Here is a 17,345-nt window from a genome sequence, read left to right on the forward strand (position 1 = left end):
AAAAATTATACTCTTTTATTATTTTATATGTGCTTTTATGATATTATATTATTACTATTTATATGTAAAGGTAATATTTGGACAGTATAGTATTAGATTATAGAGATCCTTTATTTAGTGTTATTATATTTTTTACCCTTGTATTTGTAATATCTTTTATTACATACTCAATAGGAGTATATAAAGAAAAAAATGCAAGAAAAGATTATAGAGAACTTCTTAATAGATTTGAATTAGGCAAACTAAAAGAAGAAGATTATGTACATTTATATAAAACATATAATCTTCCATTTGATTCTATAATTTTATTGGCTTCAAGTTTTCTACACAAAGGTGATTATAATAAAGCAATTTCAGTATATTTAGCACTACTTGAACATGTTACAGATAAAGTAAAAAAAGAAGAGCTTTTAGAATTATTAGGTTCTACATATTTTAAAGGTGGATTTTTACAAAGATCAAAAGAGATATATTTAAAAATATTAAAATTCTCACCAAGAAATGAAAATGCATTAAAACATCTTCTTATAATTAATGAACGATTAAAAGAGTATGATAAAGCAATTGATGTAATAGAATCATTAGAAGAACTAAATATAAATGTTGAAAGAGAAAAAATCTATATAGAAGCACAAAAACTTCTAAATACACCTGATTTAAGTTATAAAGAAAAATCTAAAAAATTATACTCTTTATTTAAATCAAACAGCATAATTGAAAGACTTTTAGTTCAATATCTAATTCAATTTAACAAAGATTTTTTATGGAAAAATATTGATAAATTTGATATTAATAAATTTATTGATTTACTTTGGTTCTTAGATTTTAATGATATTGATTTTGATGTAGTTGATAAAAACAAACTATTAACTGAACTTTACAATGCTAAAGGATATCTAAAAACATGTGATCACAGTGATGATTTTGTATTTGATATTTTAATTGCATTAAACAAACATGAACATAAAGTTCCTGTAACATTAGATTTTGAATTTATTTGTAGTTCATGTAAACAAATACATCCAATATATGAATCAAGATGTCCACACTGTCACAACATATTAACATATAATGTAAAATATAATTTAACTAAGGATTTAAATGAAAGAAATCAATCTTTACAGTGATGGGTCAAGCTTAGGCAATCCAGGTCCTGGAGGTTGGGGAACAATCCTTGAATATAATGGAAAAGAGAAAGAACTATGTGGAGGTCAAGACAATACAACTAATAATCAAATGGAATTAGTAGGTGTAATTGAAGGTTTAAAAGCACTCAAAGAACCTTGTATTGTAAATGTAATATCTGATTCAACATATGTAGTAAAAGCTATAAATGAATGGCTTAAAGGATGGATTAAAAATAATTGGAAGAATTCATCAAAAAAGCCAGTTAAAAATTTAGAACTATGGAAAGAGTATTTAGAAGTTTCGAAACAACACAAAATAAATGCTTTTTGGGTAAAAGGTCATGCAGGGCATGAGCATAATGAAAGATGTGATATACTAGCAAGAACATTTGCAGAAAATTTAAAAAATAATAAAGGGGAAGAAAATGAGTGACTACTCAAAATTAGAAAAGTGTTTGGATTATCAGTTTAAAAGCAAGGATCTGATAATCGAAGCACTTACACATAAAAGTTTAAAAAAACCATATAACAATGAAAGATTAGAATTCCTTGGTGATGCTGTTTTAAACCTTATTGTAGGAGAATATTTATATAAAAAATTTCCTACTTCAAATGAAGGTGAACTTTCTAAAATAAGAGCTTCATTAGTAAATGAAAATGGATTTACAAAACTTGCCAATGAAATAAAACTTGGTGAATATATCTTTATATCAACAGCAGAAGAGAGAAATAATGGAAGACATAAAGCTTCTATACTTTCTGATGCATTTGAAGCAATAATGGGTGCTGTTTATTTAGAGTCTGGATTAGAAGCACTTAAACCAATAATCTTAGATTTACTTGAAAAATCGTATGACAAAATTAATCTAGATGTATTATTTAGTGATTATAAGACTGCTTTACAAGAGATTACTCAAGCAGAATTTGGAAGTATTCCTGAATATAAAATAGAAGGTTCTTATGGTCCAGATCATAAAAAAGAGTTTGAAGTATCAATTTGGATTGATGGTAAAAAATATGGTCAAGCAAAAGGTAAAAGTAAAAAACTTGCACAGCAAGCAGTTGCAAAAATAGCAATTGAGCAATTTAAAGGTAAAAATTAATGAATAGTTTTGGCCATAGATTTACATTTACAACTTTTGGTGAAAGCCATGGGAAAGCTTTAGGATGTGTTGTTGATGGAGTTCCAGCAGGAATAAAGATTGATGAAGAATTTATTCAATCTGAAATGAATAGAAGAAAACCAGGACAAAACAAATATGCTACAGCTAGAAAAGAAAGTGATAGTGTAGAAATATTAAGTGGAGTTTTTGAAGGAATAACTACAGGAACACCAATTTCTATGGTTATTTTTAATGAAAATCAAAAAAGCCGTGACTACTCAAATGTAAAAGATTTATTTAGACCTGGACATGCAGATTTTACATATTTTAATAAGTATGGAATTAGAGATTATAGAGGTGGAGGTAGAAGTAGTGCAAGAGAGACTGCTGCTAGGGTTGCAGCTGGTGCTATAGCAAAACTTTTGTTAAATGAACTTGGAATAAAAGTTCAAAGTGGAATTTGTGAAATTGATGGTATAAAAGCAACAACTTATAACTTTGAAGAAGTAAATTCATCAGAGATATATGCCCTTGATAAAAGTGTTGAACAATCACAAAAAGATGCAATATTAACTGCAAAAAATTCTCACAATAGTGTGGGAGGAGTTGCTTTAATTAATGTTTCAAATTGTCCTGTAGGATTAGGTGAACCAATATATTTTAAACTTGACTCTCAACTTGCAAATGCAATGATGAGTATCAATGCTGTTAAAGCGATTGAAATTGGTGATGGATTTGAAAGTGTAAAAACAAAAGGCTTCGAAAATAATGATGAGATAAGAGAAAATGGCTTCAAATCTAATCATAGTGGAGGAATGCTTGGTGGTATTTCAAATGGTGAAAATATTAATTTTAAAGTATACTTTAAACCTACTCCATCTATATTTATAAAACAAGAAACAGTTGATATTTATAATAATGAAGTTGAATGTGAATTAAAAGGTAGACATGACCCTTGTGTTGCAGTAAGAGGAAGTGTAGTTGCTGAATCAATGACAGCATTAGTAATTGCAGATATGTTACTTTTAAATATGAGTTCTAAAATAGAAAATGTTAAAAAAATATATAAAAATTAAAAGAAAATTATAATAAAAAAAGTAAGTTCTACTTAATTTTTTTTTATTATAATTACACCTTAGCATCTCTTTGGTCAAGGGATGCTTTTTTATTTAAATTTTCTTTAATTTATCTTGCACAAAATCACTATATAATCCTAATACTTTTTTTCTTTTTTCTTCAGTAAAAATAGAGATTCCAACATTTTTTAATTTCTTTTCCAATTGATTATCAATATGAGGAACAATTAAAACATTAAAATTATTTGATTTAAATAGTTTAACAATTTCATCTTCTACATTTTCATGTATTCTATTTTTCATTAATTCTACTGAACTAATAGTTTGTCCACTAAGATTTAATACAGTAAAGTAATTAGCTTCTTTTACATCTGGAGCAACATTTGACATATAACTTAGATTTTCTACGGTAGGAAAAACAATTCTCATTTTTGAGCCTTTAATAATTTGATAATTTTATAAAAGGATTTTGTAAAAACTTAATACTTTTTAATATCTTTTAAAAAAGTTTTTACAAAATTAATGGTTATAATTTAGATTGACCAAGAGAGGAGTGTTATTTGTATGTTAGGCTAGACAACTAAACAAAATGACCAATCTAATTATATTTCTAATTATATATTCTAACAATCTTAACTCATATTTAAACTAAGAATAATTTGAGAGAGCGGGTTCACTTAGTTTTTATTATTAAATTCACAAAAATTTTCGAGTTAAGCCTTGTGAACATATGACCGTATAATAACATTAATTCGGTCATATGTCAAGTATATTTCTACATTTTTAACAAAATTATGATAAAATCTCTAATTAATAATTTTAAGGAATTAAATTATATGCCACGAGAAAAACTAGAAAGAAAACTAAATTTAAAGCCAGTAAGTAAATACTTTGGACCTAAAGATATAAAAGCTAGTGAAGACGTTGTTTTACTTCATGAAGAACTAGAAGCTATACACTTGATGGATTCATTTTGTATGTATCAAGAAGATGCTGCTAAAAAAATGAATGTTTCAAGAGCAACTTTTGCTAGAATCATAAAAAGTGCAAGAAAAAAGATATCACTTGCTTTGATTACAGGAAAAAATATAAAAGTACATGAAGTTAAAAATGAATTTAGAATAGCTATTTGTTCTAATAAGCAAGATGAACTAGTATACGCTGAGCCAGATGCTGAGTATATCTGGATTATTCTTATAAAAGATTATAAACTTGCTTCACAAAGTTGTATAAAAAACCCAATGTACAAAAATGAAAATGAAGCTACATGTAATGTTTTACCTGATGTGTTATATGACTACAAAGTAAACTATTTTATGTTAAATGACATTGATTATGATCTAAAAATATCATTAATTGCAAAAGGGATTTATCCTATGTTAAAAGAAAAGATTGAATTAGATTCATTAGTAGATATTTTTCAATAGAGTTTTATCTCTATTGAAAATTATGTTTTAATTCTTCTAATCTTGCAATTCTATCTTCAGTTGAAGGATGAGTTTTAAATAAATCTGAGAATTTTATATCTTTTCCACTAAAAGGATTAATAATAAACATGTGTGCTGTTTGTTCTGTTGCATTATGCATTTGTCCTGTTTTTGTAAAGTTTTCCAATTTTGCCAATGCACTTTGTAATCCACTTGGATTTCCTGTCAATTTTGCTGCACCTTCATCTGCCATATATTCTCTACTTCGACTAACTGTCATTTGAATTACAGCAGCTGCAATAGGCAAGATAATTGCCAATGCAAACATTACGAAAGGATTAGAATTTTCTCTATCATTCCCACCACTAAACATTGCAGTAAATTGCATCATATTTGCAATCATAGCTATTGCACCTGCAAACACAGCAGCAATTGTACCAATAAGAATGTCATAATGTCTTACATGAGATAACTCATGAGCAATAACACCTTCAATCTCTTTTTCGTTTAATAAATCTACTAAACCTTGTGTAACAGCAACAGCTGCATGTTCATGATTTCTTCCTGTTGCAAAAGCATTTGGCATCTCATCTGGTATTAAATAAACTTTTGGCATTGGTAAATTTGCTTTTTGGGCTAGCTTTTCTGTTATTTTATAAATAAAATGATTTTTATCAGTAATTTCAACAGCATTATAATGTGATAATACTTGTTTGTCTGAATAATAATAAGCATAAAAATTCATACCAGCTGCTATTAAAAAAGCAATTAACATACCATTTGCTCCACCAAAAGCGTATCCAATAAAAACAAATAGAACAGACAATAATGCAAGAAAAAATACAGTTTTAACTTGTTCCATAACTGCTTCCTTTTAATTAAATTTATATATGATATCATATTATAATTATGAAGTTTAATAAACAATTTAAAATTTTATTTAAAGGAGTTTTTTTGAAAAACTTATATTTAATAAGACATGCAAAATCATCTTGGAAAAACATGACTCTGTCAGACTTTGACAGACCTTTAAATAATAGAGGTAAAAAAAATGCTCCTTTCATGGCAAAACTACTTAAAAAAAAAGGATTAAAGCCTGATTTAATAATAGCTTCACCTTCATATAGAACAAGGAAAACAGCACATATCTTTGCTGATATATTTAAATATAATAAAAAAGAAATACTATTTTTTGAATGTTTATATAATGCTTCAAAAAATGATATTTTAGAAACAATAAAATATATTGATGATAAATTTGAGAATCTATTTTTAATTGGTCATAATCCTAGTTTAAATCAATTTGTACAAGAGTATGTAAATTTTAATGAGAATATACCTACATCAGGAATAATTAAAATAGAGTTTGATTGTAAGAGATGGAAAGAAACAAAAAAAAACAATGCTCAACTTATTTTCTTTGAATATCCAAAAAAGTATAATTAGAATAAAATTTATAAATTAGGCAAAAAGATGAAAACACTATATTTAATGAGACATGCACAAAAAGAGATAAATGAGAATAAAGATGATTATGATATTGAATTAACACAAGAAGGTAAAAAAAGTTTAACTTTCTTATGTGAAAGATTAAAACAAAAAAATATTAATATAGATATGATTTTAGCAAGTCCTGCAATTAGAGCTGAACAAACAGCTGAGATTATAGCAAAAAACTTAGATTTTAAAGGCTCAATAATAAGAAATGATTCAATATATAAAGCTTTTTTAAATGAGTTAATTGAGACTATATCATATACATATGATAATATAAATTCATTATTCTTAGTAGGACATAACCCTGCACTTGCAACTTTAGCATTTAAATTCACAAAAATAAAACAAAAAGTTGATATGGGAAGTGTTGTTAGAATTGATTTTGATTGTGACTCATGGTTAGATATAAATGAAAATAATGCAAAATTTGTTTATATTGAACATTCAGGTAAATAAGAAATCTTATTTACCTAAACAAAACTCCCCAAACATAACATCTAACATTTCATCATTATCAAATGGTCTAGTAATATTTGATATATTATGAAGTGCTTCAGTTATGTGATGAGCAAAAAATTCCAATTCTCCAGTGTGCAATGGAGTTATTGATTCATTTATATGATATAAAGTTTGTTCTACACTTTCAACTTGTCTTTTTGAGATTAGCGTCATCTCATCTGCATGTGTATTCTTATCTAAAATAGATTCCAATTTTGAAAGAAGAGGATTAATACTCTGTTTTGTACTAAGAGTAATAAAATCATTATCCAATCTATTTTTGTCAAACTTATTATTTAAATCTGATTTATTTAAAACTTTAATAATAGTTTTGTCATTAGTATTTTCTATAAGTGATAATATTTTTTCATCTTCTTTATTACACTCGTTACTATTATCAAATAAACTAATAACAATATCTGCTTCATTAATTGCATTAATTGATTTTTCTATACCAATTTTTTCAATTGCATCAGTAGTTTCATCTCTAATACCAGCTGTATCAACAATTTTTATTATATGTGTACCAATCTTTACTGATTCTTCAATAGTATCTCTTGTCGTACCTGCTATATCTGAAATAATCGCTCTATCAAAATTTAACAACTTATTTAAAAGTGATGATTTTCCAACATTTGGTTTTCCTATAATTGCTATTTTAAAACCTTCAATCATCCCTTCTCTTCTTTTACTTGCATCTAAAGTATCTGATAATTTTTCTTTTATATTATTTAATTTATATTCTATTTTTTCAAAAATATCAGTAGGTAAATCTTCTTCAGCATAATCAATACTTACTTCAGTATATGCAAGCATAAAAAGAAGATCTTTTCTAATATCTTCAACGAAATTTGTCAATTCACCTTTTAATTGTTTTGCAAGTAATTTTACAGCATCTTCACTTCTTGCTTCAATTATTTTAGAGATTGCTTCAGCTTTTGATAGATCTATTTTACCATTTAGAAATGCTCTTTTAGAGTATTCACCAGGATTTGCCATTCTAGCACCATGATAGATAACTTCATCTAAAACAATATTTGCTATTGCAATACCACCATGACATTGAAACTCTACAATATCTTCACCAGTAAAAGAAAATGGTGCTTTAAAATATATTAATAAAGCTTCATCGATTGGCTTTTCATCATGTGAATAAAGAGTAGATAAAGTAGCTAGTCTAGGAGTTAAAGTATTTTTTTTTGAGATTTTAAGAGCTATTGATAATGCATCTTTACCACTAACTCTAACGATTGAAATAGAACCTATTCCATTTGCAGTTGCAACAGCAACAATTGTACTATCATCTAACAATTTATTCCTCTTTACTTCTATATTCATTTACTAATACATATCTATCGCCTCTAACATTTGTTTTTACTGCGACATATTTATTAGGGAATTCATCTCTTAATCTTTTAAGAGCGATATGTACTAAAATACCATCCAATGGCTTTGTTTTAAAGCTACCTTTTTCTTTAATTGTTTCAATTGCAGGTTCTAAATAATTATAAATAGCTTCTTCTTGATTTTTCAAAAATTGAGCTACCTCTAGTCTCAACATTAAACCATATTTTTCATTAATCCAATTAAATAAGATATAAGATAAAGCTTTATATCTATATCCTTCTTTTCCAATTAATAATGCAGAGTCTTCACCTGTAAATTCAATATATAAAGTTTCTTCATCATAAAATTCAACTTTTATATCATCTATTTCATAACAAGTATTTGAAAATAAAGAATCAATTCCTTTTTTTACTTCTGTTAAAATTTCATCTGAATCTTTTCTAATTATAATTTGAGAGATTTGTTCTTTTTCTTCTACTTCATAAAAGTTATCAAAAATTTTCTCTTTTTCACTAACTTTTGTAACTTTATTTAATGGCTTTTTAGTTTTTGTCTCTTTACAACTTTTGTGATTACATGCATTTTCTATTTTTTCTGAGACGTCTTCAATTTTTATATCTTTTTTTCTAAAGTGTTTTTCTTTTGGTCTTTTTTCAAATTCACTTTTAGAGTTTTTTTCAATAACTCTAATTATTGCACTTTTTCGACCAAGACCAAGAAATCCTTTTCTTGGTTGTTGATCTACTTCTATTTCTAAATTAGTAATAGAACATTTAAATTCGCTTTTTGCTAATTCATATGCTTCTTCTAGAGTTTTTGCTTCAAACTTTTTCATAATTAAATCCTATTTTTTTAAAGCTCTTTTCTTTTCAAACATTTTATTTATTGTATATTGTTGAGCAATTGTAAATACGTTGTTTATAAACCAATATAGTGTTAACCCTGCAGGGAACCATAAGAAGAAGAACGTAAATACCACAGGTAAGAACTGGAATATCTTCTTTTGCATTTCATCTTGCATTGTATTTGGAGTAAGTCTTTGTTGAATAAACATAGAAACACCCATTAAAATTGGTAATACAAAGTATGGATCCATTTCTGCTAAATCTTTAATCCATAAAATCCATGCTGAACCTTTAAGTTCAATTGCATTTAATAACACTCTATATATAGCGAAAAAAACTGGGATTTGTAAGACTATAGGTAAACAACCACCCATTGGATTAGCCCCATGTTTCTTATAAAGTTCCATCATATGCATAGATGCTTTTTGTTTATCATCTTTATATTTAGTTTGAATCTCTTTTATTTTAGGAGCTAAATCTTTTAGTTTTTGCATAGAAACCATACCTTTGTATGATAACGGATATAAAACTAACTTGATTAAAATTGTAGCTAATACAATTGTCCAACCCCAGTTTCCTACTAAATTATGAATATATTGTAAGAATATAAACATTGGTTTTGCAATAAATGTAAACCATCCATATTCAATTACATCAGTTAATTCAGGATTTAAATTTTTTAAAGTTTTAAACTCTTTTGGTCCTAAATATCCACTAAATGAAATATTACTGTTTCCGTGAATAAATCCTTCAGGATTATCTTCTTTATCTGGCATTACTGTAATTGCAAAAGATTTATCAAAATTATAAATTACTGTAGCATAGTATCTATCAAAACTAGAAACAAATTTAATTCCAGTGTAATTTTTTGTTTTTTCTAAATCACCATCTTTTGTCAGCTCCATTGTACCATCATTTTGTTTTACATATAAACCATGATCTGCATACATATCAGCTAACACATCTGGTCTAAAACCATTTGTAATAAAAAATTTCTTACCATTTGTTGCATTTACATTTAAATCATAATGTCCATCTGAATAAAATGTAAAAGTTTTTGTTAATACTGTATCTTTTAATTTTTGAGTTAAAACTAATTTTTGATTAGATTTAGTTGCATCGATATTGCTTTTTGATACTGAAACATTAGTTTTAAATGCTTCAGTGTTAATTTTAGAATCTGCAAATCTAACTTCTAAAGGTCTAAGTTGATTAGCATCAAATAGTTTTATTTTTTGTTTATTTTCATCGATATACTGTCTATCTTCTAAAACAACTTGTGCAATTCTACCTAAATTATCAATTTTAATAATATTGTGTTTAGTTCTAATTGTAGATACAATCTCATCTGAAGAAACCGCTTTTGCTGATAATCCTTCAGCAGATTTAGAAATACTTTCAGCTGACGCTGTAACATCTGAACTATTTTGTTTAACAGTAGGTGCACTATTTTCCTTGGATACTTGTTCTTTTTTAATTTCAGCTTGCTTGGCTTCTTGTTGTGGCTTTAAAACCAAAAATTCGTAAGCAATAAAAAATACAAAAACAACTAATGTCATTATTAGCATTCGTTTTTGCATACCTTTGTCCTGATTAAAATTGTTATTCATCATTATAGTTATTCCACTCCCTATTTCTAACTACCAAATATTTATTATTATTTATAGGTATATACCAATATTTGATTTTAATTTTTTTAAAATTTATATTATTATGCTTAATCACACTTTTTACAACGGGATAATCAATTCCACCCGCAAAAAGTTGATTACATTTTAATATCCTTGTTATTGTAAAATAAATAGCCTTAAAAAAAGTATTATTTTCAAATTGCCAAATTGCATATTGAGAACAAGTTGGATAATATCTACAACTTCCATGAGAAAAAATAGATAAATATTTTTGATAAAACCTTATAAAAGATCTAGCAATACTATTCATTTTAATAACTTAAGATTTCTTAATGCAAATATAAAATCTTTTTCCAGTTCTTGGGGGTTTCTTTCAAATATTTTTTGTTTAGCAACAAAAATGTAATTACCAGAAATTACTCTATTTTCAAAAGAAACAAACATGCCTCTAAGTCTTCGCTTAGATCTATTTCTTTGTACTGCTCCACCCACTTTTTTAGAAGCTACAAATGCAACTTTTAAATTTTTACTGGGCGAAAAAAAAGCGACAAATGAATGGGTATGCCATTTTTTGTCGCTTTTATATATTTTGTTAAAATCGCGTGAACTATTAATTCGGTGTTTTTTGCTTAAGCAGCTAATCTTTTTCTACCTTTAGCTCTTCTAGCCTTGATAATTTTTCTACCGTTTTTAGTTGCCATTCTAACTCTATAACCATGTGTTCTCTTTCTAGGAGTATTATGTGGTTGATATGTTCTTTTCATTTTAGCTTTCCTCTTGTTGACTTTGACTAATTAAGTTGCGGATTATAGTTAAAGTTTACTTAAAGTTACTTTAGTTTAAACTCTTTAAAAGAATATAAATTAACTATATTTATCAACTTTTTATTTAATATTTACTTGAATTTCATCATTTACATAATCAAATTCAACACTACTTCCTTCTTTTATTTTATCTTCTAAAATTAAATCAGCAAGTCTATCTTCTACTATTTCATAAATTGCTCTTTTAAGTGGTCTTGCACCATATACAGGGTCATAACCAGCTTTTGCAATAAATTCTTTAGCGCTATTTGTTAAAGAGATAACTATATCTTTTTCTTCTAATTTTCTTTTTATATTATTAAATAATATATCTACTATATTTGTAATCGCATCTAAATTCAATTGTTCAAAAATAATTATATCATCTAATCTATTTAAAAATTCTGGTTTAAAATTTAATTTTAATTCATCAAGTACTTGTTTTTTTCTATTTTCTTTATCTGATATCTCAATAATCTTAGTACTACCGATATTTGAAGTTAAAATTATAATTGTGTTTTTAAAATCAACAGTTACTCCCTTATTATCTGTCAATCTTCCATCATCTAATACTTGTAATAAAATATTAAAAACATCTGGGTGTGCTTTTTCTATCTCATCAAATAATATTACGCTATATGGTTTTCTTCTTACAGCTTCTGTTAATTGCCCACCTTCATCATATCCAACATAACCAGGTGCTGCTCCAATTAATCTTGATACTGCATGTTTTTCCATATATTCACTCATATCAAATCTAATTAAAGACTTTTCATCATCAAATAAGAATTTTGCTAAAGTTTTAGCACTTTCAGTTTTACCAACACCTGTTGGTCCTAAAAACATAAAAGAACCAATTGGTCTATTTGCTTCACTTAGACCTGCTTTATTTCTTTTTATTGCTCTACTAATTGCTTTTATTGCATCATCTTGACCTATTACATCTTGTTTTAAAACAGACTCAACTTGTAAAACTCTTTGTTTTTCAGAATCCATCATTTTATTTACAGGAATTCCTGTCCATCTTGAAACAATACTTGCAATTGATTCTTCATCAACTGAGTTTCTTAATAAAGTACCCTCTTTTTGCATTTGCTCCCATTTTGATTCATTCTCTTTTATTTGTTTTTCTAATGCTGGAATTTCTCCATATTCAATAGAAGCTGCTTCTTCAAATTTTGATTCTCTTTTTGCAATATTTGCTTTTGTTCTTAACTCTTCAATTTTTGATTTTAGAGTTGATGTTGCATTAAATGTCTCTTTTTCATTTTGAAATCTAGACTCTAATCCTCTTTTCTCTTCATCTTTATTTGCTAACTCTTTTTCAATCTCTTTTAATCTTTGTTCATTCTTTTTAGTTTTTTCCATTTTTAAAGCTTCTTTTTCAACATTTAAAGATTGAATTTCTCTTTTTATTGCTGAAAGAGCATATGGTTCTGATTCTATTTGCATTTTTAATTCTGCAGCTGCTTCATCAATCAAATCAATAGCTTTATCTGGTAAAAATCTATCAGTAATATATCTATCACTTAATTTAGCAGCAGCTACTAAAGCACTATCATTAATAGTTACATTATGATGTGTTTCAAGTCTTTGTTTAATTCCTCTTAATATTTGCAATGCTTCATTTACATTTGGCTCATCTACTTTTACAGGTTGAAATCTTCTTTGCATTGCTGCATCTTTTTCAAAATATTTTCTATACTCTTTTAAAGTTGTTGCACCAATTGTATGAAGTTCACCTCTTGCTAAACTCGGTTTTAATATATTAGCTGCATCCATACTTCCTTCACTAGCACCTGCACCTATAATTGTATGAATTTCATCAATAAATAAAATTACATTTCCTGCTTTTTTTACCTCATCGATTACAGATTTTAATCTATCTTCAAATTCACCTCTATATTTGGCACCTGCAATCAATGCACTCATATCAAGTGCTACTACTTTTTTATTTAATAAACTAGTAGGAACATCTTTATTTACTATTTTTTGAGCTAAACCTTCAGCAATTGCAGTTTTACCAGTTCCTGGTTCACCTAATAATACTGGATTATTTTTCGTTTTTCTTATTAGAATTTGCATCATTCTATTTATTTGTTCATCTCTTCCAATAACAGGATCAAGTTCCCCATCAATTGCTTTTTTATTTAAATCAGTACCAAATTTTTCTAAGCTTTCCAATGTTTCATCAGATGTTGCACTATCAATTTTAGCACCTGCTCTTATTGCTTCTAGCTCTTTTTTTGCATCTAACAAATTAATATATTTTCCTAAAACTTCTTTTACTTGTTTTTCATCAAAATTGGCAATAAGCCAAGTATCTATTGCTATAAAACTATCCCCATTTGAGCTCATTAATCCATGAGCTTTCTCTAATGAATTCATAAAGTTTTTTGATAATTTAATATTCTCTTTTGATATATTCGATGATGTTGGTAATTTTGATGCATTAGATTTAATTTCTAACTCTATTGCTGCTTTATCAACATTCATTTTATTTAATAATTGATTTAAAACTGAATTTGTATTTGTTATTAATGCCCATAAAAAGTGTATAATATCTACTTCTTGATTTTTATTATGTAAACTCAAAGATACAGCTGAATCAATTGTTTCAGCCACTTGGTTTGTTAGTTGTTCAAATATTTTTTTCATTTTTAGCACTCCTTTATTTTAACTGCTAATTAATTATAGCAAGTTGAGTGTATTAATGTCAAGTACTTTCTACAGAATTGAAATAAATTTTAAATTCGCATCCTAGATATTCACAATTTTCATATACTGTTTTAACATTTTGTATATCAATTCTTCCTTCCATATGATCTACAACTATTTGATGTGTCATATAAAGTCCAATACCTGTTCCTTGTTTCTTATGCTTTGTAGTAAAATATGGTTCAAAGATTTTTGATTGAATACTTTCTGGTATTCCTCCTGCATTATCTTTTATGTAAATTACAACTTTATTATCTTCTAACTTTGTTGATATAAATATAACTTTTTTATCAACATCTTGTTCTTTTAGTGCATCTTTAGCATTATTAATTATATTTATAAAAGCTTGTGTTAATTCATTTGCATAACCTTTGATAAATAAATTATCTGTAAAATCTTTTTTTATTTTTATATAGTGATTTTTAAAACTTGCACTTAAAAGTTTAAGTGCTTTATCTATTATTATATTTATATTTATAATATCAATATCTTTATCTATTTTAAAAAAGTTTCTAAAATCATCAATTGTTTTTGAAAGATATCTTGTATTTTTTATAATCATATCTAAGGAATCTTCTAATGTTTCATCATCCAAAAGACCAACCTCTTTTTCTATTTTTATACCACTTGCAGCTGTACTAATAGAACTTAAAGGTTGTCTCCATTGGTGTGCAATATTTCCAATCATCTCTCCCATTGAAACCATTTTTGACTGTTGAAAAATAAGTTTATCTTTATTTTTAAATTCTGTTATATCTACAAAATTACTAATTTTTACTCTCATGCCATTTAACTCAACAAACTTACCTTGAGTTAATACAGTGAATATCTCTCCATTTAATCTTTTAAGATTTATTTCATAAGGTTCAATATCTTTGTGTATTTTATTTAAGACATTATCCAAAGAAGATTCATCAATAAAATCATAAATACTTTTATTTATAATATCTTCTTTTGTTTTTGCACCTAATAGTTTTATAGTTACATTATTTACATCAATACATTTTTTTGTATCATGAATAATTATTGCTTCCATAGTAGAGTTAAAAAGGAATTCAAAATTTTCTAATGATTTTTTTAAATTATCTTCTCTTTTATTTATCTCAATCTTCATTTTTTCAAAACTTTTTACCAATTCATGAATCTCTTTGTAACTAGCCAATTTTACTGTTTGTAAATAATCTCCATTAGCAATATCATTTATTGTCTTTTGTAAATAATCGAATTGTTTAAATATTTTATTAAATACTTTAAATATAAGATACATTATAAATATAATAAAAAAAGCAACTAACATAAATACTAAAATTAGATAACCTTTTAAGGTATTTAAAACAACATCATAACTTTCCCTTACAACTATAATCCACTTTGTTTTATCAATTTTAGTATACATTCCAAAATTTTTCATGTTAGTGTTTGCAACTATATAAGAAGCTAATTTGTACTGTTTATTATTTTTTATTAAATCATTATAAATTGAATTGTTTTTTACATTAAACCGTTGATTTACTAACTTTTGAAAATCAGGATTATAAATAAATACTCCCTTCTCATCTAATATTCTAATCATATGTGATTTATCACTATTTTTAAATTTTGTAATAAAGTTTGAAAATTTTTCTATTTTTAATAAAATGACAATTATTTCATTTTTGCCTTTTAAGGTATAAGATATACTTGGCTTATTGTCAAGTGAAGATAAGAATATATTAGACCAATATGTTTTTTTAGTATTATTTACTGATTTAAAAAATACTTTATTAGAATAATCAAACCCTTTATATATATGATCATTTTTTGTAGCATAAAAATCTATCAACTTTCCTGCATTATTTAAAATAAAAATCGATGAAATATCACTATTTAAATCTATTATATTTTTTAAAATTCTATTTTCACTATCATAATTATCAAGTACATAAGTTGCTGTTTTTTCTATTTTATTAAGAAAATCTTCTGCTTGAGAACGCACCTGCTTCAAAATTTGTTTTTGTGAATGTTCTACACTATTTATTTTCATATCATAAAGACTTATTACAGATAATACACCAATAATTATAGAAACTACTATTACTGAAAAAATGATAAATGATGAGATTGTACTTTTTAAATTTTTCATCTTATTTCTTTATTTTAAATTCTTGATTTTTTACTTCTACTAAGAAATACTCTCGAGAGACATCTCCATATTTATTAAATTCAATTTTACCTTGAAGTCCATCATATACTCTATTATTTAAAATATACTCTTTTATTTTTTTTGGATTTGTTGTATGTTTTAATGCATCATACAAAATCATTGCAGTTTCATATGATTGTATAGCTGAAGATGATGGTTTTTCATAATATTTTTTCATATACTTTTTTTGAAACTTTTTATAATCAGTTCTTTTTGAATTGTTATTATATCCTGTACAAAAAAGAACTCCTTCAACTGCTTTTCCACCCTCTTGAATAAAACTATAATCTTTCCCCCACGCAGATGAAGCTATAAGTTGTTTTATATTATTTAATCTCAAAAATTGTATAAGTTTTGCACTATCTAAAGAGTTTGCAATAATAAATATTACACTTTTATTATCAAGATTTTTTAATATTTTTTCATATCCAATATTTATTTTAATTAATGAGGTAATTTTACCTTTATATTTTTCTTCGTAAGATGATTTAAGACTATTAATAATATCTTGGGAATATAAGTTATTAGATGAATCATAAATTATTTGAATTGTCTTTTTAGCATTTTTAATTAAATACAAAGATAAAGGATCAAACATACTTGGATTTATTTCTGCTTGCAATCTTACAAAATTATCATCTTTATTAGAGAACTCTTTACTACTAGAATTTGGTGAGATTAAAAGAACATCATCTTTATTTTTAAGTTGACTTAATGATACCTTTGTCATTGCACTTGTAGTATTACCAATTATAATTTTTATATCTTTTTTCAACATTTTATCTATTGCAATCTTTGCTTCTTTAGGATTTTGTTTATCATCTTCTATTATTAATTTAATATTTTTATTTCCAACTTTATAATTATTCTCTTCTAAAAAAAGTTTGAAGCCATTTAAAACTGAATGTCCAACTGACGAATATTTGCCACTTAAACTTGAGATAAAGCCAATATTTATAGTTTGTTTATTATTATTCAAAATATAAAAAAACATAGATAGTAAAATAATTATAATTAATAATAGAACTTTTTTCACAACAATCACCTTGAATAAAAAATAAGTTTTTATATTATACTTAAAAATCACTAAA

At 25.8% G+C, this 17,345-nt stretch carries 18 protein-coding genes; 7 read left to right on the top strand and 11 right to left on the bottom strand.

The genetic code is table 11. The annotated features are described in order from the left end of the window. The first annotated feature begins 77 nt into the window (after positions 1-77). From CRU93_RS07865 to aroC, 4 genes are read left to right on the top strand one after another with little or no spacing between them, the layout of a single operon-like run. Entirely contained in the window at positions 78-1,127 is a 1,050-nt protein-coding gene (locus CRU93_RS07865; RefSeq protein ID WP_129103646.1) for a lipopolysaccharide assembly protein LapB, read from the top strand. Then, positions 1,102-1,560, top strand: coding sequence for a ribonuclease HI (gene rnhA, locus CRU93_RS07870; RefSeq protein ID WP_129103647.1), 459 nt, complete (start codon positions 1,102-1,104; stop codon positions 1,558-1,560). Before CRU93_RS07865 ends, rnhA begins: the two co-directional genes overlap by 26 nt. Next, positions 1,553-2,230, top strand: coding sequence for a ribonuclease III (gene rnc, locus CRU93_RS07875; protein ID WP_129103648.1), 678 nt, complete (start codon positions 1,553-1,555; stop codon positions 2,228-2,230). Before rnhA ends, rnc begins: the two co-directional genes overlap by 8 nt. Continuing rightward, positions 2,230-3,306, top strand: a complete 1,077-nt coding sequence (gene aroC, locus CRU93_RS07880; protein ID WP_129103649.1) for a chorismate synthase — start codon at positions 2,230-2,232, stop codon at positions 3,304-3,306. The genes rnc and aroC overlap by 1 nt, the downstream gene beginning before the upstream one ends. A gap of 93 nt (positions 3,307-3,399) precedes the next feature. Here aroC and CRU93_RS07885 read toward each other — a convergent pair whose 3' ends face one another. Continuing rightward, complete coding sequence (locus tag CRU93_RS07885) at positions 3,400-3,735, bottom strand: NifB/NifX family molybdenum-iron cluster-binding protein (protein WP_129103650.1); 336 nt, start codon at positions 3,733-3,735, stop codon at positions 3,400-3,402. 407 nt (positions 3,736-4,142) lie between these two features. Between CRU93_RS07885 and CRU93_RS07890 the strand changes: the two genes are divergently transcribed. Further along, entirely contained in the window at positions 4,143-4,733 is a 591-nt protein-coding gene (locus CRU93_RS07890) for a DUF134 domain-containing protein (RefSeq protein WP_164967649.1), read from the top strand. Between the two features lie 10 nt (positions 4,734-4,743). Here the strand turns inward: CRU93_RS07890 and htpX are convergent, their stop codons facing one another. Continuing rightward, on the bottom strand, positions 4,744-5,595 hold the full coding sequence (gene htpX / locus CRU93_RS07895; protein ID WP_129103652.1) for a zinc metalloprotease HtpX: 852 nt from the start codon (positions 5,593-5,595) through the stop codon (positions 4,744-4,746). A 92-nt stretch (positions 5,596-5,687) separates the two neighbouring features. Between htpX and CRU93_RS07900 the strand changes: the two genes are divergently transcribed. Then, positions 5,688-6,179 (top strand): histidine phosphatase family protein, encoded by a 492-nt coding sequence (locus tag CRU93_RS07900; RefSeq protein ID WP_129103653.1) that lies wholly within the window; start codon positions 5,688-5,690, stop codon positions 6,177-6,179. A gap of 27 nt (positions 6,180-6,206) precedes the next feature. After that, a complete protein-coding gene (locus CRU93_RS07905) occupies positions 6,207-6,686 on the top strand; it encodes a histidine phosphatase family protein (RefSeq protein ID WP_129103654.1) in 480 nt (159 codons plus the stop codon). Positions 6,687-6,692: 6 nt separating this feature from the next. Here the strand turns inward: CRU93_RS07905 and mnmE are convergent, their stop codons facing one another. The 9 genes from mnmE to CRU93_RS07950 form a co-directional block, all read right to left on the bottom strand. After that, positions 6,693-8,039, bottom strand: a complete 1,347-nt coding sequence (gene mnmE / locus CRU93_RS07910) for a tRNA uridine-5-carboxymethylaminomethyl(34) synthesis GTPase MnmE (RefSeq protein WP_129103655.1) — start codon at positions 8,037-8,039, stop codon at positions 6,693-6,695. 1 nt (position 8,040) lies between these two features. Continuing rightward, positions 8,041-8,910: a Jag N-terminal domain-containing protein gene (locus tag CRU93_RS07915; protein WP_129103656.1), complete on the bottom strand. Its 870-nt coding sequence runs from the start codon at positions 8,908-8,910 to the stop codon at positions 8,041-8,043. A gap of 9 nt (positions 8,911-8,919) precedes the next feature. After that, the gene (yidC, locus tag CRU93_RS07920) at positions 8,920-10,500 is read right to left on the bottom strand and encodes a membrane protein insertase YidC (RefSeq protein ID WP_258238864.1); all 1,581 of its coding nucleotides are present in this window, start codon (positions 10,498-10,500) and stop codon (positions 8,920-8,922) included. A gap of 22 nt (positions 10,501-10,522) precedes the next feature. After that, positions 10,523-10,861 (bottom strand): membrane protein insertion efficiency factor YidD, encoded by a 339-nt coding sequence (gene yidD / locus CRU93_RS07925; RefSeq protein WP_129103657.1) that lies wholly within the window; start codon positions 10,859-10,861, stop codon positions 10,523-10,525. After that, a complete protein-coding gene (rnpA, locus tag CRU93_RS07930; protein ID WP_129103687.1) occupies positions 10,858-11,193 on the bottom strand; it encodes a ribonuclease P protein component in 336 nt (111 codons plus the stop codon). Before rnpA ends, yidD begins: the two co-directional genes overlap by 4 nt. After that, positions 11,181-11,315 carry a 50S ribosomal protein L34 gene (gene rpmH, locus CRU93_RS07935; protein ID WP_129103658.1) on the bottom strand — a complete coding sequence of 45 codons (135 nt, stop codon included), beginning with the start codon at positions 11,313-11,315 and terminating at the stop codon, positions 11,181-11,183. Before rpmH ends, rnpA begins: the two co-directional genes overlap by 13 nt. A 120-nt stretch (positions 11,316-11,435) precedes the next feature. Beyond that, on the bottom strand, positions 11,436-14,012 hold the full coding sequence (locus CRU93_RS07940; RefSeq protein WP_129103659.1) for an ATP-dependent Clp protease ATP-binding subunit: 2,577 nt from the start codon (positions 14,010-14,012) through the stop codon (positions 11,436-11,438). 58 nt (positions 14,013-14,070) lie between these two features. Beyond that, positions 14,071-16,194, bottom strand: coding sequence for an ATP-binding protein (locus tag CRU93_RS07945; protein ID WP_129103660.1), 2,124 nt, complete (start codon positions 16,192-16,194; stop codon positions 14,071-14,073). 1 nt (position 16,195) lies between these two features. Continuing rightward, a complete protein-coding gene (locus CRU93_RS07950; RefSeq protein ID WP_129103661.1) occupies positions 16,196-17,290 on the bottom strand; it encodes an ABC transporter substrate-binding protein in 1,095 nt (364 codons plus the stop codon). Between the last annotated feature and the right edge of the window lie 55 nt (positions 17,291-17,345).

The organism is Arcobacter sp. CECT 8985 (genome assembly GCF_004116495.1).
Classification (GTDB): Bacteria; Campylobacterota; Campylobacteria; order Campylobacterales; family Arcobacteraceae; genus Malaciobacter.